General features: G+C 53.2%; 17 protein-coding genes. 13 read left to right on the plus strand and 4 right to left on the minus strand.

Annotated elements, in window-relative coordinates; genetic code table 11:
- Window positions 1-105 precede the first annotated feature (105 nt).
- The 5 genes from EBC_RS09200 to EBC_RS09220 all read left to right on the plus strand — a co-directional run bounded on the left by EBC_RS09200 (window position 106) and on the right by EBC_RS09220 (window position 8,720).
- Window positions 106-3,660 (plus strand): DNA translocase FtsK 4TM domain-containing protein, encoded by a 3,555-nt coding sequence (locus tag EBC_RS09200; RefSeq protein ID WP_013201515.1) that lies wholly within the window; start codon window positions 106-108, stop codon window positions 3,658-3,660.
- A gap of 201 nt (window positions 3,661-3,861) precedes the next feature.
- A complete protein-coding gene (gene lolA / locus EBC_RS09205; protein WP_013201516.1) occupies window positions 3,862-4,473 on the plus strand; it encodes an outer membrane lipoprotein chaperone LolA in 612 nt (203 codons plus the stop codon).
- Between the two features lie 7 nt (window positions 4,474-4,480).
- Window positions 4,481-5,824: a replication-associated recombination protein A gene (locus EBC_RS09210; RefSeq protein WP_013201517.1), complete on the plus strand. Its 1,344-nt coding sequence runs from the start codon at window positions 4,481-4,483 to the stop codon at window positions 5,822-5,824.
- Window positions 5,825-5,917: 93 nt separating this feature from the next.
- Window positions 5,918-7,210 carry a serine--tRNA ligase gene (gene serS, locus EBC_RS09215; RefSeq protein WP_013201518.1) on the plus strand — a complete coding sequence of 431 codons (1,293 nt, stop codon included), beginning with the start codon at window positions 5,918-5,920 and terminating at the stop codon, window positions 7,208-7,210.
- Window positions 7,211-7,568: 358 nt separating this feature from the next.
- On the plus strand, window positions 7,569-8,720 hold the full coding sequence (locus tag EBC_RS09220; RefSeq protein WP_013201519.1) for an MFS transporter: 1,152 nt from the start codon (window positions 7,569-7,571) through the stop codon (window positions 8,718-8,720).
- Window positions 8,721-8,783: 63 nt separating this feature from the next.
- On the opposite strand, the gene pflA is transcribed toward EBC_RS09220, so the two are convergent.
- The 4 genes from pflA to ycaO form a co-directional block, all read right to left on the minus strand.
- Window positions 8,784-9,524 carry a pyruvate formate lyase 1-activating protein gene (gene pflA, locus EBC_RS09225; RefSeq protein WP_013201520.1) on the minus strand — a complete coding sequence of 247 codons (741 nt, stop codon included), beginning with the start codon at window positions 9,522-9,524 and terminating at the stop codon, window positions 8,784-8,786.
- A 157-nt stretch (window positions 9,525-9,681) separates the two neighbouring features.
- A complete protein-coding gene (pflB, locus tag EBC_RS09230) occupies window positions 9,682-11,964 on the minus strand; it encodes a formate C-acetyltransferase (RefSeq protein WP_013201521.1) in 2,283 nt (760 codons plus the stop codon).
- A gap of 84 nt (window positions 11,965-12,048) precedes the next feature.
- A complete protein-coding gene (focA, locus tag EBC_RS09235) occupies window positions 12,049-12,906 on the minus strand; it encodes a formate transporter FocA (RefSeq protein ID WP_013201522.1) in 858 nt (285 codons plus the stop codon).
- Window positions 12,907-13,253: 347 nt separating this feature from the next.
- Window positions 13,254-15,011, minus strand: coding sequence for a 30S ribosomal protein S12 methylthiotransferase accessory factor YcaO (gene ycaO / locus EBC_RS09240; RefSeq protein WP_013201523.1), 1,758 nt, complete (start codon window positions 15,009-15,011; stop codon window positions 13,254-13,256).
- A 211-nt stretch (window positions 15,012-15,222) separates the two neighbouring features.
- On the opposite strand from ycaO, the gene serC reads away from it, so the two are divergent.
- From serC to lpxK, 8 genes are all read left to right on the plus strand, one after another.
- Window positions 15,223-16,308 (plus strand): 3-phosphoserine/phosphohydroxythreonine transaminase, encoded by a 1,086-nt coding sequence (gene serC, locus EBC_RS09245; protein ID WP_013201524.1) that lies wholly within the window; start codon window positions 15,223-15,225, stop codon window positions 16,306-16,308.
- A gap of 85 nt (window positions 16,309-16,393) precedes the next feature.
- Window positions 16,394-17,677, plus strand: a complete 1,284-nt coding sequence (gene aroA / locus EBC_RS09250) for a 3-phosphoshikimate 1-carboxyvinyltransferase (RefSeq protein ID WP_151038745.1) — start codon at window positions 16,394-16,396, stop codon at window positions 17,675-17,677.
- 205 nt (window positions 17,678-17,882) lie between these two features.
- Complete coding sequence (gene cmk, locus EBC_RS09255; RefSeq protein ID WP_013201526.1) at window positions 17,883-18,569, plus strand: (d)CMP kinase; 687 nt, start codon at window positions 17,883-17,885, stop codon at window positions 18,567-18,569.
- Window positions 18,570-18,697: 128 nt separating this feature from the next.
- Window positions 18,698-20,371: a 30S ribosomal protein S1 gene (rpsA, locus tag EBC_RS09260; RefSeq protein WP_013201527.1), complete on the plus strand. Its 1,674-nt coding sequence runs from the start codon at window positions 18,698-18,700 to the stop codon at window positions 20,369-20,371.
- An 85-nt stretch (window positions 20,372-20,456) separates the two neighbouring features.
- Complete coding sequence (gene ihfB / locus EBC_RS09265; protein ID WP_013201528.1) at window positions 20,457-20,741, plus strand: integration host factor subunit beta; 285 nt, start codon at window positions 20,457-20,459, stop codon at window positions 20,739-20,741.
- 209 nt (window positions 20,742-20,950) lie between these two features.
- Window positions 20,951-23,215, plus strand: a complete 2,265-nt coding sequence (locus EBC_RS09270) for a ComEC family protein (RefSeq protein ID WP_013201529.1) — start codon at window positions 20,951-20,953, stop codon at window positions 23,213-23,215.
- Window positions 23,216-23,251: 36 nt separating this feature from the next.
- Window positions 23,252-25,000 carry a lipid A ABC transporter ATP-binding protein/permease MsbA gene (gene msbA / locus EBC_RS09275; RefSeq protein WP_013201530.1) on the plus strand — a complete coding sequence of 583 codons (1,749 nt, stop codon included), beginning with the start codon at window positions 23,252-23,254 and terminating at the stop codon, window positions 24,998-25,000.
- Window positions 24,997-25,980: a tetraacyldisaccharide 4'-kinase gene (lpxK, locus tag EBC_RS09280; protein ID WP_013201531.1), complete on the plus strand. Its 984-nt coding sequence runs from the start codon at window positions 24,997-24,999 to the stop codon at window positions 25,978-25,980. The genes msbA and lpxK overlap by 4 nt, the downstream gene beginning before the upstream one ends.
- The last annotated feature ends 53 nt before the right edge of the window (window positions 25,981-26,033 follow it).

The raw sequence follows: 26,033 nt of genomic DNA on the forward strand, positions 1-26,033 counted from the left end.
AAAACCTGATAGTTTTCGGTACACTCCTGTGAATTCATACAGGTTCAGCGTCGGGCTCGCCCGGCGCTGTTGCCTCCATAGTTTACAGGCCCCTGGAGAGTACTCTTGAGCCAGGAATACACAGAAGATAAAGAAGTATCCTTACAACCGCTTAGCAGTGGGCGTCGTCTGCTCGAAGCGTTGTTGATTGTTGTGGCTCTTTTTGCCGTTTATCTGATGGCAGCGTTGGTGAGCTTCAATCCTTCCGATCCCAGCTGGTCCCAGACCGCCTGGCATGAACCTATCCACAATGTGGGCGGCGGCATTGGCGCCTGGCTTGCGGATACCCTGTTCTTCATTTTTGGTGTGATGGCCTATGCCATTCCTCCGGTCATTTTAGGCCTTTGCTGGATCACTTTCCGTCAGCGCCACTCTCAGGAATTCATTGATTACTTCGCAGTCGCCCTGCGCCTGATTGGCGTGCTGGCTCTGGTGATCACTTCATGCGGCCTTGCGGCGCTGAATGCCGATGACATTTGGTACTTCGCTTCGGGTGGCGTGATTGGCAGCCTGCTGAGTAATGCCATGGCGCCATGGTTCAGCAGCGCCGGTGGCACCTTGACGCTGCTGTGCATCTGGGCTGCGGGATTAACGCTCTATACCGGCTGGTCATGGCTCACTATCGCTGAGAAAATCGGTGGTGTCGTGATGGGCGTGCTGACTTTTGCCAGTAATCGTTCGCGTAACGATGAGCGCTGGCATGATGATGAGTATGAAGACGAGCAGGGCGAAGCGGCTCCGGCCGCACCTGTTCTGAAGCAAAGCGCCCGCAGCGAAGAAGATGATGTGCTGCTGTCTGCGCCGAAGAAAATACTGCAGGACGATGAGCATGAAGCAGAGGACAACGATCCGCTTCTGAGCAAATCGGCTGTGGCTGCAACTGCTGCACCATTGGCTGCGGCTCCGCAAGCTGAAGAGGCTCCTGCTGCCCCGGTTTCTCCGGTCGCCAGCGTTCAGCCTGCGCATGTTCCCGCTGAGCCTGCTTATGCTCCCGCTCAGGCGGCGACTCCCGTGACTGCCCAGCCTGTTGCGGCTGCGCCAGTAGCACAAACGCCTGAACTTTACCGCTTTGAAATGCCGGCTGAGACCACACCTGCACCTTCAGTGCAGGTGGATGACGAAGATGAAGGGCCACGGATGGGGAACTGGCGAGACAGTTCTTCGCCATTCGACTTCTCTGCTCCGCAGTCCACTCAGCCAACCGATATGGCTGCTGGCACTCAGGGTGTCGTGGCTGCGGCTAAAGTCGCGGCAGCGTCCGCGCCGTTTATGCCGGGATTCAGTGCGACCAGTGAGGCGCCGGTTAACCCTCAGGTTAAGCAAGGCATCGGCCCGGCATTGCCGCGTCCTAACCCGGTTAAATTGCCAACGCGTCGTGAACTGGCTTCTTATGGCATCAAATTGCCTTCTCAGCGTATGGCTGAAGAGAAGGCGAAAGAAGAGCAGGAACTGATGGGATCCACCTCCGCCACTCTGCCCGCTGCGGATGAAGATGCGATGGAGCTGGAAGAGGCCCATCTGCGCGAGGCCTTTATGGCTCAGCAGCAGACGCGCTATGGCGAAGAGTTCGCTGAAGATGATGAAGCCGCTCTGCAACAGGCTGCATTGGCTCGTCAGTTTGCTGAACAACAGCAGCAACGGTATGGCGAGGAGGAGCAGCAGCAGGCTCCGTCCTTCAAACTGGATACCGCTGGAGCGTTCGATTTCTCTCCAATGGATGATTTGGTGGATGACGGCCCAAGCGAGCCGCTGTTTACCTTGCCAGCAGAGACCGATAAGGCCGCAGAGCAGTGGCAACAGCACAGTTCTACGCCTGAACATGCGCCGGTACAGCAACCCGTCACGCCATCATGGCAGACGCCTCCGGCTCAACCGGTCGCGCAGCAGCCACCGGCTCCGGTTGCCCCATCGTGGCATACGCCTCCGGCTCAACCGGTAGCACAGCAGCCACAGGCTCCGGTTGCCCCATCATGGCAGGCTCCTCCGGCTCAACCGGTAGCACAGCAGCCACAGGCACCCGTTGCTCCATCATGGCAGGCTCCTCAGGAAGCAGCGCCTGAGCCAGAACCGGCGAAACCGGCTGAAGATAGCTTGTTCCACCCGTTCCTCGTGCGTCATGAGCAACGTCTGGAACGCCCGACCACCCCGTTGCCTTCGCTGGATTTGTTGACCGAACCGCCGATTGAAGCTGAACCAGTCGATATGTTTGCCCTGGAGCAAATGGCCCGACTGGTTGAGGCCCGTCTGGCTGATTACCGCGTGAAAGCAGAAGTGGTAGGCATCTCACCAGGTCCGGTCATTACGCGTTTCGAACTGGATTTAGCACCGGGCGTGAAAGCAGCCCGTATTTCTAACCTGTCTCGTGACCTTGCCCGCTCGCTTTCAGCCGTTGCTGTTCGCGTGGTGGAAGTGATCCCTGGCAAGCCGTATGTTGGTCTGGAGCTGCCTAATAAGCATCGCCAGACGGTCTATATGCGTGAAGTGTTGGAGTGCGCTAAATTCCGCGATAACCCCTCACCGCTTGCCGTGGTATTGGGCAAAGATATTTCGGGGCAGCCGGTGATCGCGGATTTGGCCAAGATGCCTCACCTGCTGGTGGCCGGTACCACCGGTTCTGGTAAGTCGGTCGGCGTTAACGCCATGATTATCAGCATGCTGTATAAGGCCTCGCCGGAAGACGTGCGCTTTATCATGATCGACCCGAAAATGCTGGAACTGTCGGTCTATGAAGGCATTCCTCATCTGCTGACCGAAGTCGTTACCGACATGAAAGACGCCGCCAATGCGCTGCGCTGGAGTGTCGGTGAGATGGAACGTCGTTATAAGCTGATGTCGGCGCTGGGTGTGCGTAATCTGGCAGGCTACAACGAGAAGGTGGCTCAGGCTGAAGCGATGGGGCGTCCAATTCCGGATCCATTCTGGAAACCGGGCGAAAGCATGGATGCCACGCCGCCGGTGCTGGAAAAACTGCCGTATATCGTGGTGCTGGTCGATGAGTTCGCCGACCTGATGATGGCGGTGGGCAAGAAAGTTGAAGAGCTGATTGCCCGCCTGGCACAGAAAGCGCGTGCCGCAGGGATCCACCTGGTTCTGGCGACACAGCGTCCGTCGGTCGATGTGATTACCGGTCTGATCAAGGCTAACATTCCAACGCGTATTGCGTTCACCGTTTCAAGCAAGATCGACTCCCGTACCATTCTCGATCAGGCAGGCGCTGAATCGCTGCTGGGAATGGGTGACATGCTTTATATGCCACCGAACTCCTCGATGCCTGTGCGTGTTCATGGTGCCTTTGTGCGCGATGAGGAAGTGCACGCCGTTGTGCAGGACTGGAAGGCGCGCGGTCGTCCGCAATACATCGAAAGCATCACCGCTGGCGAAGAGAGCGAAGGCGGTCTGACGCTGGATGGTGATGAAGAGCTGGATCCGCTGTTCGATCAGGCCGTTGGCTTTGTGGTGGAGAAACGTCGTGCGTCTATTTCTGGTGTGCAGCGTCAATTCCGCATCGGCTACAACCGTGCGGCGCGTATTATCGAACAGATGGAAGCACAGGGGATTGTCTCTTCACCGGGCCATAACGGTAACCGTGAAGTGCTTTCCCCTCCGCCACATGAGATGTAAGTCGGCTGTCAGGTCAGTTTTGCCTTAAAATACGGGCCGGGGAGACCCGGCCCGTTGAGTTTCTGGGGCTTATCCCCATATCAGACAGTATTGCCAGTTTCATTCAGGGGATCCCCTGTTGATTTCGCTAGTGCCTGGCTACAGTTATCCTCCCAGGCTTCCCCGCTTATCGGGATAAAAAGTTTTAATAAGGATGCCCTAATGAAAAAATTATTGATCTCCTGCTGTCTGCTGACCGCCTTTGCCTCTGCCAGTGTACTGGCCGATGCGTCTTCAGACCTGCAGCAGCGTCTGGACAAAGTGAAGAGCTTCCACGCCAGCTTCACGCAGAAAGTCACTGACGGTAGCGGACAGTCCGTTCAGGATGGGGAAGGTGAACTGTGGGTTAAACGCCCGAACCTGTTCAACTGGCATATGACCGCACCGGACGAAAGCGTGCTGATTTCTGATGGCAAAACGCTGTGGTTCTATAACCCGTTTGTTGAGCAGGTCAGTGCAACCTGGCTGAAAGATGCCACCAGTAACACGCCGTTTATGCTGATCGCGCGTAATCAGGGCAGTGACTGGAAGCAGTACAACATTAAGCAGCAGGGCGACAACTTCGACCTGACCCCTAAATCTACCGATGGCAACCTGAAGCAGTTCACCATCAATGTTTCCACTAACGGCACCATAAACCAGTTCAGCGCCGTGGAGCAGGATGGACAGCGCAGCAGCTATGCACTGAAGAGCCAGCAAAATGGGGCTGTTGAAGCCAGTAAGTTCCAGTTCACACCGCCAAAAGGCGTGACGCTGGACGATCAGCGTCAGTGAGGTTAGCGTGAATACTCTGTCTCTGGATTTCTCCCACAATGAATTTCAGCCTCTGGCCGCCCGTATGCGGCCAGCGATGCTGGCAGAATATATTGGGCAGCAGCACCTGCTGGCTGCCGGTAAGCCTCTGCCACGCGCCATCGAGGCTGGGCATCTGCATTCGATGATCCTGTGGGGGCCGCCAGGGACAGGAAAAACCACGCTGGCCGAAATTATCGGCCGTTACGGCCAGGCTGATGTGGAACGCATCTCCGCAGTGACGTCGGGCGTAAAAGAGATCCGCGAAGCCATCGAGCGCGCGAGGCAAAACCGCGATGCCGGGCGTCGCACCATCCTGTTTGTCGATGAAGTTCACCGTTTTAACAAAAGTCAGCAGGATGCGTTTCTGCCACATATTGAAGATGGCACCATCACCTTTATCGGTGCCACAACGGAAAACCCGTCGTTTGAGCTAAATTCAGCACTGCTTTCCCGTGCCCGCGTCTATCTGCTGAAATCGCTAACCAGTGAAGACATCGAAATCGTGCTCGATCAGGCCATGAAAGACAGCGATCGCGGTTATGGCAAAGAGAATATCGTTCTGCCTGAGGGTACGCGCAGGATGATTGCCGAACTGGTTAACGGCGATGCTCGCCGTGCGCTAAACACGCTGGAGATGATGGCCGATATGGCCGAGGTCAACAGCAAAGGCAAGCGGGAGCTGACGGCTCAACTGCTGAACGAAGTGTCAGGCGAACGCAGCGCCAGGTTCGATAATAAAGGCGATCGCTTTTACGATCTGATTTCGGCACTGCATAAATCGGTACGTGGCTCAGCACCTGATGCCGCCCTGTACTGGTATGCCCGTATTATTACCGCGGGTGGCGATCCGCTGTACGTTGCCCGTCGCTTGCTGGCAATCGCCTCGGAGGATGTGGGGAATGCCGATCCCCGGGGAATGCAGGTCGCTATTTCCGCCTGGGACTGTTTTACTCGCGTTGGGCCAGCGGAAGGGGAACGCGCGATTGCCCAGGCTATCGTCTATCTGGCTTGTGCACCGAAGAGCAACGCGGTTTATACAGCGTTTAAAGCCGCGATGCGCGACGCAAAAGATAATCCAGATTTCGATGTGCCTGAACATCTGCGAAACGCGCCGACCAAGCTGATGAAAGAAATGGGGCTGGGTGCGGAATACCGATATGCCCACGACGAGCCGAACGCCTATGCGGCTGGTGAGGACTACTTCCCCTCTGAAATGGCACAAACGCGGTACTACCGACCGACTTCCAGAGGTCTTGAAGGGAAGATCGGTGAAAAGCTAGCCTGGCTGGCTGAGCAGGATCAAAATAGCCCGACAAAACGCTACCGTTGACACTGACGTTGCGGTAAGGTTAGCAAGGAATTCAACGCATTCGCACGCCGGATGCGCCCCTCATTTACTCACTCGAATAATCACAGGACAAGCATGCTCGATCCCAATCTGCTGCGTAATGAGCCAGACGCAGTCGCTGAAAAACTGGCACGCCGGGGCTATAAGCTTGACGTTGACACGCTGCGTTCGCAGGAAGAGCGCCGTAAAGTTCTGCAGGTCGAAACCGAAACACTGCAGGCAGAACGTAACTCCCGATCCAAATCTATCGGGCAGGCCAAGGCGCGTGGGGAAGACATCGAGCCATTACGTCAGGAAGTGAACGCGCTGGGCGAAAGCCTGGATGCGGCCAAAGCGGAACTGGACGAACTGCTGAACGCCATTCGTGAAATGGCTTCTGCTATCCCGAATATCCCGGTTGATGAAGTACCACTGGGTAAAGACGACAGTGAAAACCTCGAAGTCAGCCGCTGGGGAACCCCGCGTGAATTTGATTTCGCCGTTCGCGATCACGTCGAACTGGGTGAAATGGCGTCCGGTCTGGATTTCGCCATGGGCGCCAAACTGACAGGTTCACGCTTTGTGGTGATGCAGGGTCAAATTGCGCTGATGCACCGTGCGCTGAGCCAGTTTATGCTGGATCTGCACACCGAGCAGCACGGCTATCTGGAAACTTATGTTCCTTACCTGGTGAACCATGCGTCTTTGCACGGCACCGGCCAGCTACCTAAGTTCGGTGAAGACCTGTTCCACACTCGTCCGCTGGAAGAAGAAGCGTCCAGCAGCGATTATGCGCTGATCCCGACTTCAGAAGTACCGCTGACCAATATGGTTCGCGATGAAATTCTGGAAGAAGAGTCTCTGCCGCTGAAGTTCACCGCGCATACACCTTGCTTCCGTTCAGAAGCCGGTGCCTATGGTCGTGATACCCGTGGCCTGATCCGTATGCACCAGTTCGATAAAGTTGAAATGGTGCACATTACCCGTCCGGAAGATTCCATGGATGCTCTGGAAGAACTGGTCGGACACGCGGAGAAGGTGCTTCAGCTGCTGGAACTGCCATACCGTAAAGTTTTGCTTTGCACCGGTGATATGGGCTTTGGCTCATGCAAAACTTACGATCTGGAAGTGTGGCTGCCAGCGCAGGACACCTACCGCGAAATCTCTTCCTGTTCGAATATGGGCGATTTCCAGGCGCGTCGCATGCAGGCTCGTTGCAGACCGAAAACCGAGAAGAAAACCCGCCTCGTTCATACCCTTAACGGGTCTGGTCTGGCAGTGGGTCGTACGCTGGTGGCGGTGCTGGAAAACTACCAGCAGGCTGACGGTCGCATCGCGGTGCCTGAGGTTCTGAAGCCATATATGAAAGGTCTTGAGTTCGTCGGTTAATTTCTGACGTGCTCCTGCTAAAAAGCCTGCTGGTTACGCCCGCAGGCTTTTTTTTGTTTAAGGCCCGGCGTATAGCAAAAATCGTCTGCATCGCTACGGCAATATTTTTTAATCAAAGTAATCAATGGGACAGGAAATTTATCTGATTATGAGACTCGGGTGTAAATAAAAGCGTCATAATTTCAATCGGTTAATCGTGCCCTGTAAATCAGTCTGTTTCTGCCTTCTTTGGCATGATAAGTAATTTAAATCATCGCTAATCCCTTTGGGCTTCAGCCTTTTTTTGCCAGATTGACTTTTATTCCGTCAGTGGCATTATGCGCGCAAAATCATCTCTTCTTTTGGTAGTTCCGCCACTATGTCCACCTGGTCTCGCCCTGTTATTGTGCTGCTTTGCGGCCTTCTGCTGCTGACGATTTCGATCGCCGTGCTGAATACGCTGGTGCCGCTTTGGCTCACGCACGATTTCCTGCCAACGTGGCAGGTTGGGGTGGTCAGTTCTTCTTACTACACCGGTAATCTGGCAGGCACTCTGGTTGCAGGTTGGGCAATCAAACGACTGGGCTTTAACCGCAGCTATTACATCGCTTCAGTGCTCTTTGCGCTGGCTACCGCCGCGTTAGGGCTGGAAAGCGGTTTCTGGGTTTGGGCTATGTGGCGTTTTGTTGCCGGAATTGGCTGCGCACTGATTTGGGTTATCGTTGAAAGCGCCTTGCTGTGCAGTGGAACGCTACGTAATCGTGGTCAGCTGCTGGCTGCCTATATGATTGTCTACTATATCGGTACCGTTGCCGGTCAGCTGTTGGTGAGCAAGGTTTCCACAGAACTGCTGCATGTTCTGCCGTGGGTAACCGGTATAATCGTGGCGGCTATCCTGCCGCTGGTCTTCACCAAAGTGACGGCCAAGGGGGACGACACGGAAGCCGCACCAGGACGTATGTGGCCAATGCTGCGCCGTCGTAGCGCGCGTTTGGGTATCAACGGCTGCATCATCTCCGGCATCCTTCTTGGTTCGTTATATGGTCTTATGCCGCTGTATCTTTCCCATCAGGGGATGAATGATGCCACGGTGGGATACTGGATGGCTTTGATGGTCAGCGCCGGAATTGTCGGGCAATGGCCTGTGGGTCGCCTGGCCGATCGCTATGGCCGCCTGCTGGTGCTGCGCGTACAGGTGTTTGTGGTTATCCTCGGCGCCTTTGCGATGTTGGGTAATGCGGCAATGGCACCTGCGCTGTTTGTGTTGGGTTGTGCCGGCTTTACGTTGTATCCGGTTGCCATGTCCTGGGCCTGTGAAACGGTCGCTCATCATGAGCTGGTCGCAATGAATCAGGCTCTGTTACTGAGCTATACCGTTGGCAGTCTGCTTGGCCCGGCGATGACCTCAATGCTGATGCAGAACTATTCTGACCCTGTGCTGTTTATGATGATTGCCGCTGTGGCCTTTGTCTATTTGGTGATGCTGCTGCGTAAATCTGATAAGCAAGCCACGCCATTCGCGCAAGCCTGATACTGCGTACGCAATAAAAATGGCGCCATTGGGCGCCATTTTTATTTGTGCTGTTTGAGAGGATCAGTACATCACCTTGTGGCCGTAACCTTCAAGAATGGATTTAACCCGGTCCATCGTTTCCGCCTTCGGTGGATGCACGCCGTCCAGTTTGTACTCCTCGCCCATCGCGACCCATTTATGCTTGCCTAATTCGTGATAAGGCAGCAGCTCGATTTTTTCCACGTTGCCCATATCCCGGGTGAATTCACCCAGACGGTGTGCGGAATCATCATCATCAGAATAACCAGGCACCACAACATAACGGATCCAGGTGCGGATTTTCTTCTTAGCCAGGTAGCGGGCGAAATCCAGCGTGCGGTGGTTAGAAACCCCCACCAGGACCTGGTGAACATCATCATTGATCTGCTTCAGATCCAGCATTACCAGATCGGTCACTTCCAGCAGTTCATCAATGACCGGGTCATAGCGACGGACAAAACCGTTGGTATCGAGGCAGGTATTGATGCCTTCAGCGTGGCAGGCTCGGAACCAGTCCCGCACAAACTCCGCCTGTAAAATTGCTTCTCCGCCTGAAGCCGTCACGCCGCCGCCGGACGCATTCATAAAGTGACGATAAGACACCACGTCCTTCATCAATTCCTCAACGGTAATCTCTTTACCGCCATGGGTATCCCAGGTATCACGGTTGTGGCAGTAGAGGCAGCGCATCAGGCAGCCCTGGAAGAAGGTGATAAAGCGGATGCCGGGACCGTCTACAGTCCCGCAAGATTCGAATGAGTGGATACGGCCGGTGACTGACATTGCGATGAGTTCTCCACGGTAGACCTGCCTTTAGCAGGTACGCAGTCTTTAGCTGCGTTAAGTCTGTTTTGCCAGCGGTCTGGTTGGACGGTCAGGCTGCTGGCAAACAAGGCTTTTGAAAAGGCTCCACCGAAGTGGAGCCTTACTGCTTCGCTAATTACATACTCTTAGTGAAGGTACGGGTGATCACATCCTGCTGCTGCTCTTTAGTTAATGAGTTAAAGCGAACGGCATAACCCGAAACGCGAATGGTCAGCTGCGGATATTTTTCCGGATCTTCCATCGCTTCTAACAGCATCTCGCGGTTCATCACGTTGACGTTGAGGTGCTGACCGCCTTCGATATTGGCTTCATGGTGGAAGTAACCATCCATCAGACCAGCCAGGTTCGCTTTACGCACATCATCATCTTTGCCTAACGCATTCGGCACGATGGAGAAGGTGTAAGAGATCCCGTCTTTCGCGTAGGCAAACGGCAGTTTAGCGACCGATGTCAGTGAAGCGACTGCACCTTTCTGATCGCGACCGTGCATTGGGTTAGCACCTGGTCCAAATGGTGCGCCAGCGCGACGGCCATCAGGTGTGTTACCGGTTTTCTTACCATACACCACGTTAGAGGTGATGGTGAGCACAGACTGAGTAGGAACGGCGTTACGGTAAGTTTGCAGTTTCTGAATTTTCTTCATGAAACGTTCAACCAGGTCGCAGGCAATGTCATCTACACGGGAGTCGTTGTTACCAAACTGTGGATATTCGCCTTCAATTTTGAAGTCAACAGCCAGACCATCTTCATCACGAATGGTGGAGACTTTCGCGTATTTGATAGCCGACAGGGAGTCAGCCGCAACGGACAGACCAGCGATACCACACGCCATAGTGCGATAAACATCACGGTCATGCAGCGCCATCAGTGAGGCTTCATAGCTGTATTTGTCATGCATATAGTGAATGACGTTCAGCGCAGTCACATACTGTTTGGCCAGCCAGTCCATAAAGTGATCCATACGATCCATCACTTTATTGTATTCCAGCACCTCGTCCATCATTGGCGCTTCTTTCGGGCCCACCTGCATTTTCATTTTTTCATCCACGCCGCCGTTGATGGCATACAGCATGGTTTTAGCAAGGTTGGCACGCGCACCGAAGAACTGCATTTGTTTGCCGACAATCATCGGGCTTACACAACAGGCGATGGCATAGTCATCGTTGTTGAAGTCAGGACGCATCAAATCGTCGTTTTCATACTGGACAGAAGAGGTATCGATCGAGACTTTCGCCGCAAATTTCTTAAAGTTCTGCGGCAGCTTTTCAGACCACAGAATGGTCATGTTCGGTTCCGGTGAAGGCCCCATAGTGTAAAGGGTATTCAGGAAACGGAAGCTGCTTTTGCTCACCAGCGTACGGCCATCAACGCCCATACCCGCCAGGGATTCTGTTGCCCAGATTGGGTCACCCGAGAACAGTTCATCGTATTCCGGCGTACGCAGGAAGCGAACCATACGCAGTTTCATCACCAGGTGGTCAATCAGTTCCTGAGCGTCGGTCTCAGTAATTTTACCTGCCTGCAGATCCCGTTCGATATAGATATCCAGGAAGGTAGAAACACGGCCGAACGACATTGCTGCACCGTTCTGAGATTTCACTGCGGCCAGATAACCGAAGTAAGTCCACTGAACCGCTTCCTGCGCCGTTTTCGCCGGGCCAGAAATGTCACAACCGTATTTTGCTGCCATCTCTTTGATCTGCTGCAGCGCATGATGCTGATCGGCAATCTCTTCACGCAGACGGATAGTGGCTTCAAGGTTTACGCCATTTTCCATATCTGCCTGCAGCGAGGTGAACTGCGCAAATTTATCTTTCATCAGCATGTCGATGCCGTACAGGGCAACACGACGGTAGTCACCGATGATGCGACCGCGACCATACGCATCTGGCAGACCGGTCAGCACGCCAGATTTACGGCAGCGCAGGATGTCCGGTGTGTAGACGTCGAACACGCCCTGATTGTGGGTTTTACGGTATTCGCTGAAGATTTTTTTCAGGCCCGGATCCAGTTCACGACCGTAAACTTTACAGGAGCCTTCCACCATTTTGATGCCGCCGTAAGGGATCAGGCCGCGTTTTAATGGCGCTTCAGTCTGCAAACCCACGATGGTTTCCAGTTTTTTATTGATGTAGCCCGCATCATGAGAGGTGATGGTCGAAGCCAGGTCGGTATCAAAATCTACTGGCGCATGGGTACGGTTTTCCTGTTTGATGCCTTCCATCACCTTGTCCCACAGGGACGTGGTGGCTGCGGTGGCACCGCTCAGGAAGGATTCATCACCTTCATACGGGGTATAGTTTTTCTGAATGAAGTCACGCACGTCAATGCTGTTCTGCCATTCGCCTTGTGCAAAGCTTTCCCAGGCCGCGACCTGTTTTTCGTTGTGCTCGCTCATTTGATACCTACCTTAATTACGTGGAGTTCTGGTGTTCCTGCTGCCAGCCGTCAGCAACAGGCGCTAAATCAGTTTGTGGCGCAATCAGTCATGACCGCTGTCGCGCAGATAAATCACCCAATAAGTCAATCCAACCAGGAAACCGCCGCCGATAATGTTGCCTATCGTCACCGGGATCAGATTATCGGTAATAAAGTCGCTGACGGTCAGGTGTGAGAACTGGGCAGCGGTTGTCCCTGTTGCCTGCCAAAATTCGGGGCCAGAGAAGTCCCGGATAACGATGGCCAGTGGGACAAGAAACATATTGGCAATGCTGTGCTCAAAGCCGCTGGCCACGAACATCGCGACCGGAAGCAGCATCGCTAACATTTTGTCTGTCAGGGTCCGGCCGGAATAGCTCATCCATACCGCCATACAGACCATCAGATTCGCCAGGATCCCCAGGCAGACCGCTTCAAGGAAAGTATGGTGCATTTTATGGTCAGCGGTTTGCAGGACATTGAGCCCCCAGGCACCGTTGGCCGCCATTGCCTGTCCAGCGAACCAAATCAGAGCCACGAAGAACATCGCACCGAAGAAGTTGCCGACGTACACGATGATCCAGTTGCGGGCCAGCTGTAACCAACTGATGCGTCCGCTGGCTTTCGCGACGATGGTCAGTACGGTTGAGGTGAACAGGTCAGCCCCACAGACGACGACCAGCATCAGACCGAGAGAGAAGCACAGACCCCCCACCAGTTTGCTCATGCCCCAGGGGGACGTACCAGAACCCGTAGTGGCAGTGATATAGAAGACAAACGCGATGGAGATGAAGACACCGGCGGTGATCGCCAGAAAAAATGTGGTGAAGGGTTTTTTTGTCGCTTTATAAACGCCGGCTTCTTCGGCCACTTTGGCCATTTCAGACGGTAAGAGTAAGTCGAACGGGTTGCCAGCTTTCACACTAACTACTCCCTAAATTAGTCAACGACGAAATACTAACAAAGGAGTATAGGTTAGAAATTGATGTGGATCATGTTGGCCTGGAGTACCTGCGCTTAATGGCCTTTTTTAAGTAGGGTTAATGATTTAATTAATTGAAAAGTATGAATTAAATACTTTTTAATTTTCTAAAAAAAAGTTGAATTAAGCACGAATTGCGCTTTGTTTAAACGAGGTTATTCAATGAAATGTAGCTGGAAGGTTAAAGTATTCGTTTTATGACAATTAGACGTTACTTTAAAATAACATTAGAAGATTAAGAGAGTGTGGAAAGGGCAATCGAGACCGGTCCCGATTGCCCTGAAGTCTTATTTCCAGTTCAGGCGTTTTGCCTGTTGCAGCTTCTCGTAAGCGGCAAGCAAGGACTGATGAGCCGGGAAGGCCATAAGGTCTTCATCAACTGACTGCAGACCATAGAAAGGGGCTTCGCCACTGATTGCAGCCGAAGCGGCTTCAACCGCATCCAGTCCGTACATCCGCACAAATGCAGTATGATACTGCACCGGATCGCGTCCTTCTTCCTGGCTCAACAGCAGCAGCGTTTGCAGGCAACGATAGTAGTTAGCGCGCGCTGGAGTGAAGATAGAGTTGTTGAACTCCATGGTCCATTCCGTCCAGATCAGCGCCTGATCCAGATCGCCACCGGCCAGCGCCAGCATCGCTTTCAGCTCACCAATACGCAGCGTGTACCAACCATTGTCTTTACCCGTTGCCAGGCCAAGCAACTCGCGCACACGGGTGAAGTCATCGTGACCATCTTCATCCAGACGCTCAATCAGTGACAGATAGTCCTCTTTTTCCCACTGAGTTTCTGGCAACGACAGCAGCGTTTCGCGCAGATACGCGCCCATGCTGTTGTTGGCCAACAGCAGATCTTCCGCAGGATAAATATCAGACATCCCCGGGACGATGATACGACAAGCGTAGACGTCCAGATGCTGGTAATCAGCGATGTAGACTTCCTGATCTTCAGCTTTGAAGATTGCCATCAGCGTCGCGAACTCTTCTTCCGTTGACCCGTCGAAACGCCAGTCAACAAACGGATAATCGGCATCGTCTTTGAACATGTCCCAGGAGATCAGGCCGCTTGAATCAATGAAGTGCGTCTCGAGGTTGGCATGTTCAGCGACTTCTTCATCATCGAAGGTTGGCGGCGTGAACACATCCAAATCTTTCAGGCTACGGCCCTGCAGCAGTTCGGTAACGGTACGTTCCAGCGCCACGCCAAAGTCAGGGTGCGCGCCAAAGGAAGCGAAACAGGTGCCATTTTCTGGGTTGAAAAGGACCACGCAGATAACCGGGTACTTGCCACCGAGCGAAGCATCGTAAGAGAAAATCGGGAACCCTTCGGCTTCCAGCTTATTGATCGACTCCACCACGCCCGGATAACGATCCAGCACGGCTTGTGGGATCAACGGCAGGCTGATGGATTCGGCAATAATACGATTTTTGATGTAGCGTTCGAACACTTCAGACAGGCCCTGTACACGCGCTTCATTCGGCGTGTTGCCGGCAGACATGCCGTTGGAGACATACAGGTTACCGATGATGTTCATCGGGATATAAACCGTCTGCTGATCGGATTGGCGCGTAAATGGCAGGGCGCAAATACCACGATCGCTATTGCCTGACTGCAGATCAATCAGATCGCTGGCGCTGACTTCCTGCTCTGGATCATAAAAGGCGGTCAGACGTTCGTCCAGAATACCGGCTGGCAGGCTGTCGTCTTCTGGCAGCGGGAACCATTTTTCATTTGGGTAATGAACGAAGTCACCGTTGGCCACCTTGTTGCCCAACCAGAAGTCGGCGAAAAAGTAGTTAGTCGACAGACGTTCGAAGTATTCGCCCAGCGCCGAGGCCAGGGCAGCTTTCTTGCTGGCGCCTTTACCGTTGGTAAAACACAGCGGGCAGTCGCGGTCTCTGATATGAACGGACCAGACGTGGGGAACCGGGTTCAGCCAGGAAGCTTCTTCAATATTGAAGCCCAGATCCTGCAATTTTTGCTGAAAGCGTGCGATGGAATCTTCCAGCGCGGCGTCTTTGCCTGGAATATACGTTTGCGTCATAGTGCCCACTCGTTTTGGGTTGTGCCGAAAGTGCGCAATGATACGGGGTTTCTGTCCGATCCGCTACGCGAGGGGGGAAATTACTGTAGCCACCGGCCGGCATCATTCCGGAACTGGTCGGCTGACCCGATTAATCATTGCAGCGGCGGATGGGCAATGATAAAACCGATAGCAGAATAGCAATCGATTGATCTGAAAGTGGTGAGGGGAAATGAGTCAGGTTTTCAATTTTAGCTCCGGCCCAGCGATGCTGCCGGCGGAAGTTCTGCGTCGTGCCGAACAAGAACTGCGTAACTGGCAGGGATTAGGGACGTCCGTGATGGAAATTAGCCATCGCAGTAAAGAATTTATTCAGGTTGCCGAAGAGGCTGAGAAAGATTTTCGTGACCTGTTAAAGATCCCTTCAAACTACAAAGTCTTGTTCTGTCACGGTGGGGCGCGTGCACAGTTTGCGGCGATCCCAATGAACCTGTTAGGCAATAAGACCACCGCCGATTATGTTGATGGTGGCTATTGGGCACACAGCGCAATCAAAGAAGCGCTGAAATACTGCACACCTAACGTCATCGACGCGCAAACCAAGGTAGATGGCCTGCGGGCAATCACCCCGATGAGCAGTTGGGCATTGTCTGATGACGCTGCTTACGTTCACTACTGCCCGAATGAAACCATTGATGGCGTTGCTATTAATGAAGAGCCAGATTTTGGTGATAAAGTGGTGGTGGCCGATCTCTCCTCAACCATCCTTTCGTCCCCACTGGATATCAATCGTTACGGCGTTATCTATGCTGGCGCGCAGAAGAACATTGGACCGGCTGGCTTAACCCTGGTCATCGTTCGTGAAGACCTGTTAGGCAAAGCCAAGAAAGAGCTGCCTTCGATTCTGGATTACAAGGTGCTCAGCGAAAACGAATCGATGTTCAATACGCCACCAACCTTTGCCTGGTACCTTTCTGGCCTGGTATTCAAATGGCTGAAAGAGCAGGGCGGCGTGGCCGAACTCGATAAGCGCAATCAGGCTAAAGCCGACCTGTTGTACAGCACCATTGATAACAGTGGTTTCTACCGTAACGAAGTGGCGACCGCCAACCGTTCTCGCATGAACGTGCCTTTCCTGCTGGCCGACTCTTCGCTGGATAACCTGTTCCTCGATGAATCTGTCGCAGCTGGCCTGCATGCGCTAAAAGGCCACCGCGTAGTTGGCGGCATGCGTGCCTCAATTTACAATGCGATGCCGTTAGAAGGTGTGAAAGCACTGACTGATTTCATGATCGATTTCGAGCGTCGTCACGGCTAAGTCAGCCTGATTGCTCGTAGCCAGTTGGAACCCCGCAAGGCTGCGGGGTTTTATTGTTTTTAATTTGGAGAATATGTTTCGCATGTTGGAATCCCTGACCCTACAACCTGTCGCGCTGGTCGATGGCACCGTAAACTTACCTGGCTCCAAAAGCGTATCAAACCGCGCATTGTTGCTGGCGGCGCTGGCTAAAGGCACCACTCGTCTGACCAACTTGCTGGACAGTGATGATGTGCGCCATATGCTGACGGCATTGAAAGCGCTGAACGTCAGTTATTCGCTTTCCGACGATCGTACTGTCTGTGAAGTCACTGGTCAGGGTGGTCCACTGCATGCGGAAGGCCCGGTAGAACTCTTTTTAGGTAACGCCGGCACCGCAATGCGCCCGCTGGCTGCAGCACTCTGCCTGGGAAGTAATGACATTGTCTTAACCGGTGAGCCACGGATGAAAGAGCGTCCGATTGGGCACCTGGTGGATGCGTTGCGTCAGGGTGGGGCTGAAGTCAGCTACCTGGAGCAAACAGATTATCCGCCGCTGCACCTGAAAGGCGGCTTTAGCGGTGGCGAAGTGTCGGTGGATGGTAGCGTTTCAAGCCAGTTTCTTACCGCTCTGTTAATGACGGCACCGCTGGCACCGAACGACACTAAAATTGTGATCAAAGGCGATCTGGTTTCTAAGCCTTATATCGACATCACTCTGAACCTGATGCGTACGTTCGGCGTAGAAGTGAAGAATGATAACTACCGTGAATTCCACATTGCCGGAAATCAGCAGTATGTTTCACCTGGCGAATACCTGGTAGAAGGTGATGCTTCTTCGGCTTCCTATTTCCTGGCCGCTGCGGCCATTAAAGGCGGAACCGTTAAGGTGACCGGTATTGGCCGTAACAGCATGCAGGGCGATATCCGCTTTGCCGATGTGCTGGAGCAAATGGGCGCGGTGATTGAGTGGGGAGATGACTATATTTCCTGTACCCGTGGCGATCTTAACGCTATCGATCTGGATATGAACCACATTCCTGATGCGGCGATGACAATCGCAACTGCGGCGCTGTTTGCCAAGGGCACCACGGTGATGCGTAACATCTACAACTGGCGCGTTAAGGAAACCGATCGTCTGGCTGCAATGGCAACAGAATTGCGTAAAGTCGGCGCTGAAGTGGAAGAGGGCCACGATTACATTCGCGTGACGCCACCACAAACGCTGAAGTTTGCTGAGATTGGCACGTATAATGATCACCGTATGGCGATGTGTTTCTCGCTGGTGGCGTTATCCTCAACGCCGGTCACTATTCTTGATCCAGGCTGTACCGCGAAAACCTTCCCCGACTATTTTGAGCAGCTGGCGCGTATCAGTCAGTTGGCATAATTCTGCAAATCCGCTGCATTCAGGTGCAGCGGATTGCGAGCCAACTCACGTCCTGCAAGGTTGTTCCCCTCATCATCAGCATTAATCTGACAAATAATTTAATCTCGACCAGGCTTAGGGGTAACGATCCTTGCGTAAGCTGCGTATAATGCCCGTCGATATTTGCCTGGGCAGCTAACAGGCATTCCACCGACAGGAGAATGAGATGACGGCTATAGCCCCGGTGATCACGATTGATGGCCCAAGCGGTGCTGGTAAAGGGACCCTGTGTAAAGCGATGGCTGAAGCCTTGCAATGGCATCTGCTGGATTCGGGCGCAATCTACCGCGTACTGGCATTGGCTGCTTTGCATCATCAGGTGGATATTACTTCTGAAGAAGCACTGGTGCCGATTGCAGCCCATCTCGACGTGCGTTTTGTCTCGACCAACGGTGAGATGGAAGTGATCCTGGAAGGGGAAGATGTTTCTGGCGAAATCCGCACTCAGGATGTCAGCAACACCGCGTCAAAAGTGGCTGCATTCCCTCGCGTGCGTGAAGCATTGCTGCGTCGTCAGCGCGGATTCAGGGATTTGCCAGGTTTGATTGCTGATGGTCGCGATATGGGCACCGTGGTTTTCCCTGATGCACCGGTGAAAATCTTCCTGGATGCCAGCTCGGAAGAGCGTGCGCACCGTCGTATGCTACAGTTGCAGGATAAAGGCTTTAGTGTTAACTTTGAGCGCCTTTTATCCGAGATAAAAGAACGTGATGACCGCGATCGTAATCGCGCCATTGCACCACTGATACCGGCAGACGATGCGCTGGTGCTGGATTCAACCAGCATGTCGATTGAGCAAGTTATTGAAACTGCACTCAATTATGCGCGTGAAAAGTTGTCCTTGCCGCAGTGAATCACGGGCCAAACTGCCCGTAAGAATCCCCTAACCCTGTGATATGGACGTCATGGGGCATGTGAAACAACCCCACCCGTCAGGATGTCAGGTGGACGTTAAATTGAAGAATCCATAAGATTATCAATATGACTGAATCTTTTGCTCAACTCTTTGAAGAGTCCCTGAAAGAAATCGAAACCCGTCCGGGTTCCATCGTTCGTGGTGTTGTTGTCTCTATCGACAAAGACATCGTCCTGGTTGATGCGGGCCTGAAATCTGAATCTGCAATTCCTGTAGAACAGTTTAAGAACGCAGCCGGCGAACTGGAAATCCAGGTTGGCGACGAAGTTGACGTAGCTCTGGACGCTGTAGAAGACGGCTTCGGTGAAACTCTGCTGTCCCGTGAGAAAGCTAAGCGTCACGAAGCCTGGATCACGCTGGAAAAAGCATACGAAGAAGCTGAAACCGTTACCGGTGTTATCAACGGCAAGGTCAAGGGCGGCTTCACTGTTGAGCTGAACGGCATTCGTGCGTTCCTGCCAGGTTCCCTGGTTGATGTGCGTCCAGTGCGTGATACTCTGCACCTGGAAGGCAAAGAGCTTGAATTCAAAGTAATCAAGCTGGATCAGAAACGTAACAACGTGGTTGTTTCACGTCGTGCGGTTATCGAATCCGAAAACAGCGCAGAGCGCGATCAGCTGCTGGAAAACCTGCAGGAAGGCATGGAAGTTAAAGGTATCGTTAAGAACCTGACTGACTACGGTGCATTCGTTGATCTGGGCGGCGTTGATGGCCTGTTGCACATCACTGACATGGCATGGAAACGCGTTAAGCATCCAAGCGAAATTGTCAACGTGGGCGACGAAATCACTGTTAAAGTGCTGAAGTTCGACCGCGAGCGTACCCGTGTGTCTCTGGGTCTGAAACAGCTGGGCGAAGATCCTTGGGTCGCTATCGCTAAGCGTTACCCAGAAGGGACTCGTCTGACTGGCCGTGTAACTAACCTGACCGACTACGGCTGCTTCGTTGAAATCGAAGAAGGCGTTGAAGGCCTGGTACACGTTTCAGAAATGGATTGGACCAACAAAAACATTCATCCGTCCAAAGTTGTTAACGTTGGCGATGTTGTTGAAGTTATGGTTCTGGATATCGACGAAGAACGTCGTCGTATCTCCCTGGGTCTGAAGCAGTGTAAAAACAACCCATGGCAGCAGTTTGCAGAAACCCACAACAAGGGCGACCGTGTTGAAGGTAAAATCAAGTCAATCACTGACTTCGGTATCTTCATCGGCCTGGACGGCGGCATCGACGGCCTGGTTCACCTGTCTGACATCTCCTGGAACGCTACCGGAGAAGAAGCAGTTCGTGAATACAAGAAAGGCGACGAAATCGCTGCTGTTGTACTGCAAGTTGACGCAGAGCGCGAGCGCATCTCCCTGGGCGTTAAGCAGCTGGCAGAAGATCCGTTCAACAACTACATCTCTCTGAATAAGAAAGGTGCAATTGTTAACGGTAAAGTGACTGCTGTTGATGCTAAAGGTGCTACAGTTGAACTGGCAGACGGCGTTGAAGGTTACCTGCGCGCTTCTGAAGCTTCAGTTGACCGCGTAGAAGACGCAACTCTGGTTCTGAATGTTGGCGACGATGTTGAAGCCAAATTCACCGGTGTTGACCGTAAAAACCGCGTTGTTAGCCTGTCTGTTCGTGCGAAAGACCAGGCTGACGAGAAAGAAGCCATTGCGACTGTTAACACCAAACAGGAAGAAGGCAACTTCTCTAACGCTATGGCTGAAGCTTTCAAAGCAGCTAAAGGCGAGTAATTGCTTTTGCAACAGGGCGGCGTAAGTCGCCCTGAAATAGCCGTTACTGTCAGAGCTTTTCCAACAGGAATTTACCGGAGGATTTATGACCAAGTCAGAACTTATTGAAAGACTTGCTGGCCAGCACTCTCATATTCCGGCGAAAGTCGTTGAGGATGCGGTAAAAGAGATGCTTGAGCACATGGCGACCACTTTGGCGCAGGGCGAACGCATTGAAATCCGGGGTTTCGGCAGTTTTTCTTTGCATTACCGCGCGCCTCGTACCGGCCGTAACCCGAAAACGGGTGACAAAGTGGAGTTGGAAGGTAAATACGTTCCACACTTCAAGCCAGGTAAAGAGTTGCGTGATCGTGCAAATATCTACGGCTAACGCTTAGCACTACGCGATAAAACGACACTTCGGTGTCGTTTTTTTTTGCCTGAAATTTGGCTCAGTGGTGCGGGCAGTGCCGCAATAAAAATCAGGACCCTGCAAGACCGACCTAAAGATTGCGCGCCGCATTTCAGCGGAGCGTCACTGCGGCTGCATCCTCTCTTCGCGGAGGATAAAGTCTGCTGACGGAATAATGGAGAACCGTCATGCCTTACAGCCTCAGCCGCCTTGCTATGTGGGTCCTTATCGCGATGTTACCTCTGACGTTCCTTCCACGACTGCCTGCCGCCCGTTATGACCTGTGGCTGATCCTTCCCTCCCTGTACTTGCTGATGCAGCGCCAACGCTGGCTGAAAGATATCGCGTTATGCGTATTGCTCTTTCTGTGGCTGGTTATGTCGGCAAGAACGATGTCCGAACAAATTGAATTGTTGTCCGCAAGGACGATAACGGCCACGACGCAGATAGAAGCCGTACTGGTTAATTCTGAGCGGCTAAAAATGCGGATTGTCAGCGTTGATGGGCGAAGAATTTTTCCACCGGTGTCTACCCTGGTCAGCAGCAAGGAGATTGACCAGTCATTTTGTAGCGGTCAGCGTTGGCAAATGACGCTGAAACTGCGGCCAGTTCATGCCCGATTGAATGAAGGGGGTTTTGATGCACAACGATTTGCACTGGCCAACAGTACGCCGCTAAGCGGAAGAATAATGTTGCTGACGCCAATCGATAGCACCTGCAGCTGGCGTGAACGAATTATCCAACGCAGCCGCAGTTACTATGCTGAGTTTCCCTGGCAGGCGATTCTCTCTGCGCTGGCGTTTGGCGAACGGGGAGACGTCAGCCAGCAGATGACACAGCTGCTAAGAGAGACGGGAACGGCACATCTGATGGCCATTTCAGGTATGCATATCAGTCTGGCGGCCAGTGTAGGCTGGTTATTTGCCAGGGGCTTACAGTTGGCTTTCAGCGCAGCGTGGATTGGCTATCGTTTCCCCTTGATGTGTGGGCTGCTTGTCGCAGCAGTCTATTGCTGGCTTGCGGGTGCCAACCCACCATCACTCAGAGCCGTATTAGCGGTCAGTTTGTGGGGGGCTTTACGGCTATCAGGTGTCCGCTGCAGTAACTGGCAGGTCTGGGGCATCTGCATCGCGACCATTATTTTCTTTGACCCCTTGAGCCTGCTCTCTGACAGCTTATGGCTGTCGGCGGTGGCCGTAGCGGGGTTGTTGTTCTGGTTTCACTGGTTCCCATTACCACCGAAATACGCCGGCAAGAAACGCTGGTTACCTTTGCAGTTACTCCACCTTCAGCTGGGCATATTTTTTATTATGATGCCGATACAACTGCTGATTTTTCACGGTATCAGTATCAGCGCCTTGCTGGCGAATATCTGGGCAGTTCCGGTTGTCACCTTCATCTCAGTGCCGCTGATCCTTGCGGCTTTAGCATTTCTACCTTTAGCGCCACTTAGTCAGGCTTTCTGGTGGTTTGCCGATCGCTCGCTGGAAGCGGTCTTCGTTCCTCTGGCTTTGTTGCCGTCGGGTTGGCTCGATATGAACAGACAGGCGCTGCCGATAAGTGCAGCGATTTGGCTGACGGTGATTGCCTGTCGTTTCTGCTGGTGGCGCTCCTCACCGATGACGGTTCTGAGCTTAGGTTTGGCATTAGCCTGCTGGCGACTGAATAACGAGGAACCCAAGTGGCGGCTGGATATGTTGGATATCGGGCATGGTCTTGCCGTAGTGATTTCAGCCAACGGCGAGGCGTTAGTCTACGATACTGGCAATAGCTGGCCGGGTGGCGATGCAGCCAAATCCCAGATCATTCCCTGGTTAGGATGGCAGGGGCTTAAGGTTAAACAGATTGTGTTGAGCCACGGTCATCTGGACCACATCGGTGGACTGGGAAGTCTGCAAACGGCTTTTCCTGAAGCGGTAATACATAGCGGGCTGGGAACACCCGGACATTTACCGTGTGGGCAGGGCGTGAGCTGGCGCTGGCAAAACCTGTCTTTTCAGGCAATTTGGCCACCGACAGGACAAACTGAGGCCGGAAATAATCAATCCTGCGTAATCAGGGTAAGTGATGGAAAATGGCGCGTGCTGTTAACGGGGGATATTGAGGCGCAGGCTGAGTATGATTTAGTTCGATATCATCGGGCGTCAATTGGTGCCGATATTTTACAGGTGCCTCACCACGGTAGCAGTACGTCCTCAGTACCTCCTTTTCTCAGAGCCGTTGGCGGAAAGGTCGCTCTGGCCTCTGCGGCGCGCTACAGCGCATGGAAATTACCGGCGGAAAAAGTAATTAAACGCTACCAAAACTATCACTATATCTGGCATGACACGGCGCTTGAGGGGCAGCTGAGCGTGCATTTTTTTGATAAAAACTGGCACCTTAGCAGTCTGAGAGCGCAAATAATGAGCCGTTGGTATCATCAGTGGTTTGGCGTACCACGTTATTCCAGGTAGAATGAGCGGCTATTTTCAATAAAAGCTGGTTAAATAATGCATCAGGAAAAAGATCTCTCCACCTGGCAGACATTCCGTCGCCTCTGGCCGATGATCAAACCGTTTAAACCCGGATTGATTGTGGCTGCGGTAGCACTGGTACTGAACGCGGCGGGAGATACATTAATGCTGTCACTGCTGAAACCATTACTGGATGACGGTTTTGGTAAGGCTGACTCTTCCGTCCTGATTTGGATGCCTCTGGCGGTGATTGGCTTAATGTTAATCCGCGGCGTCACCAGTTATATCTCGAGTTACTGCATCTCCTGGGTCTCCGGCAACGTTGTGATGAGTATGCGCCGTCGCCTGTTCAGCCACATGATGGGAATGCCGGTAGCCTTCTTCGATCAGCAGTCCACCGGGACGCTGCTCTCGCGCATCACCTACGACTCCGAGCAGGTTGCTTCCTCATCTTCCAGTGCGCTGGTCACCGTCGTGCGTGAAGGGGCCTCGATTATTGGCCTGTTCATCATGATGTTCTACTACAGCTGGCAGCTGTCGCTGATCCTGATTTTACTGGCACCTATCGTTTCTTTTGCTATTCGTACCGTTTCAAAACGCTTCAGAAACATCAGCAAAACCATGCAGAACACTATGGGGCATGTGACCACCAGTGCTGAGCAGATGCTGAAAGGGCATAAAGAAGTGCTGATTTTTGGCGGCCAGGAAGTGGAAAGCCAACGCTTCGCACGCGTCAGTAACCATATGCGCCAGCAGGGGATGAAACTGGTTTCTGCCTCTTCTATCTCCGATCCAATTATTCAGCTGATTGCTTCTCTGGCGCTGGCTTTCGTACTGTACGCGGCAAGCTTCCCAAGCGTGATGGCAACTTTGACCGCCGGTACAATCACCGTAGTCTTCTCTTCGATGATTGCCCTGATGCGTCCGCTGAAGTCGCTGACTAACGTCAATGCGCAGTTCCAGCGGGGAATGGCTGCCTGCCAGACGCTGTTCTCAATCCTTGATACCGAGCAGGAAGAGGACACCGGTAAGCGTGTAATTGAACGCGCTAAAGGTGACGTTGAATTCCGCAACGTCACCTTCACCTATCCGGGACGTGAAACGCCTGCGCTGCACAATATCAACCTGGCGATCCCCGCGGGGAAAACTGTTGCCCTGGTTGGGCGTTCAGGATCGGGTAAATCCACCATTGCCAGCCTGATGACGCGTTTCTACGATATTCAGCAGGGCGAAATCCTGATGGATGGCCACGATTTGCGCGAGTACACCCTTAGCTCGCTGCGTAATCAGGTCGCACTGGTTTCACAGAATGTGCATCTGTTTAACGATACGGTGGCGAATAACATTGCCTATGCCCGTACCGAGAAGTACAGCCGCGAAGATATTGAGAAGGCCGCTACCATGGCTCATGCCATGGACTTCATCAACAAGATGGATAAAGGGCTTGATACTATCATCGGTGAAAACGGCGTGCTGCTTTCCGGTGGACAGCGTCAGCGTATTGCCATTGCCCGCGCATTGCTGCGTGACAGCCCAATCCTGATCCTGGATGAAGCGACGTCTGCACTGGATACCGAATCTGAACGTGCCATTCAGTCTGCGCTGGATGAACTGCAGAAAAACCGTACTTCATTGGTTATCGCTCACCGTCTTTCCACTATTGAAAAGGCCGATGAGATTGTGGTGGTGGAAGACGGTTACATTGTTGAGCGCGGAAGCCATGCCGATCTGTTGGAACATCGTGGCGTGTATGCCCAGCTCCATAAGATGCAGTTTGGTCAATGATTGAACGCATCTGGAGCGGACGCTCCGCGCTTTATCTGCCGCTGGTTCCGTTAAGCTGGCTGTATGGCCTGATTAGCAACCTGATCCGCCTCAGCTATGTCTGGGGCCTGCGCAAAGCGTGGCGCGCTACCGTTCCGGTGGTGGTGGTGGGCAACCTGACAGCCGGAGGCAACGGCAAAACGCCGGTTGTCATCTGGCTGGTACAGGCTTTGCAGCAGCGTGGTCTGCGTGTCGGCGTCGTTTCAAGAGGCTACGGCGGTAAGGCCGATCGCTATCCGCTGGTGCTGGATAACCGCACCACAACCGTGCAAGCGGGTGATGAGCCTGTGCTTATTTATCAGCGCACAGGGGCTGCGGTAGCGGTCTCGCCTGTCAGAAAAGAGGCCGTTCAGGCGCTCACTGAGCAGGCGAACATCGACATCATCATTACCGACGATGGCCTGCAACATTACGCCTTAGCGAGAGACTTCGAGATTGTGGTCATCGACGGCAAGCGTCGTTTTGGCAATGGCTGGTGGCTTCCCGCCGGCCCGATGCGTGAGCGTGCTTCCCGTTTGAGAACCGTTGATGCGATCGTTACCAATGGCGGTGAGGCGCAGGCTGGCGAGCTGGCGATGCAGCTGAACCCCGGTGATGCCGTTAACATCCGCAGTGGTGAAACCTGCCCGGCCATGATGCTGACAAACGTGGTGGCGATGGCCGGCATTGGTCATCCTCCTCGCTTTTTTGCCACTCTTCATCAGCAGGGTGTTATGCCAGTTAAGGAAGTGCCTTTTGCCGATCATCAGTCTTATCAACCGGCCCAGTTAGCAGCATTGCTTGCGCCAGGCGAAACGCTGTTGATGACGGAAAAAGACGCGGTGAAAGTCCGGTCTTTCGCTGAAGACAACTGGTGGTACCTGCCGGTGGATGCCGAGCTGCCACAGGCGGCTTCCGGTGCCTTACTGGACAGGCTTTGCGCACTGACCGCCAAACGCTAACAAGCTGAATAAGCGCACAATCTCCGTGCCGGAATCTCCGGAAAAGAACTAAA

It is taken from the genome of Erwinia billingiae Eb661 (assembly GCF_000196615.1).
Taxonomy (GTDB): Bacteria; Pseudomonadota; Gammaproteobacteria; order Enterobacterales; family Enterobacteriaceae; genus Erwinia; species Erwinia billingiae.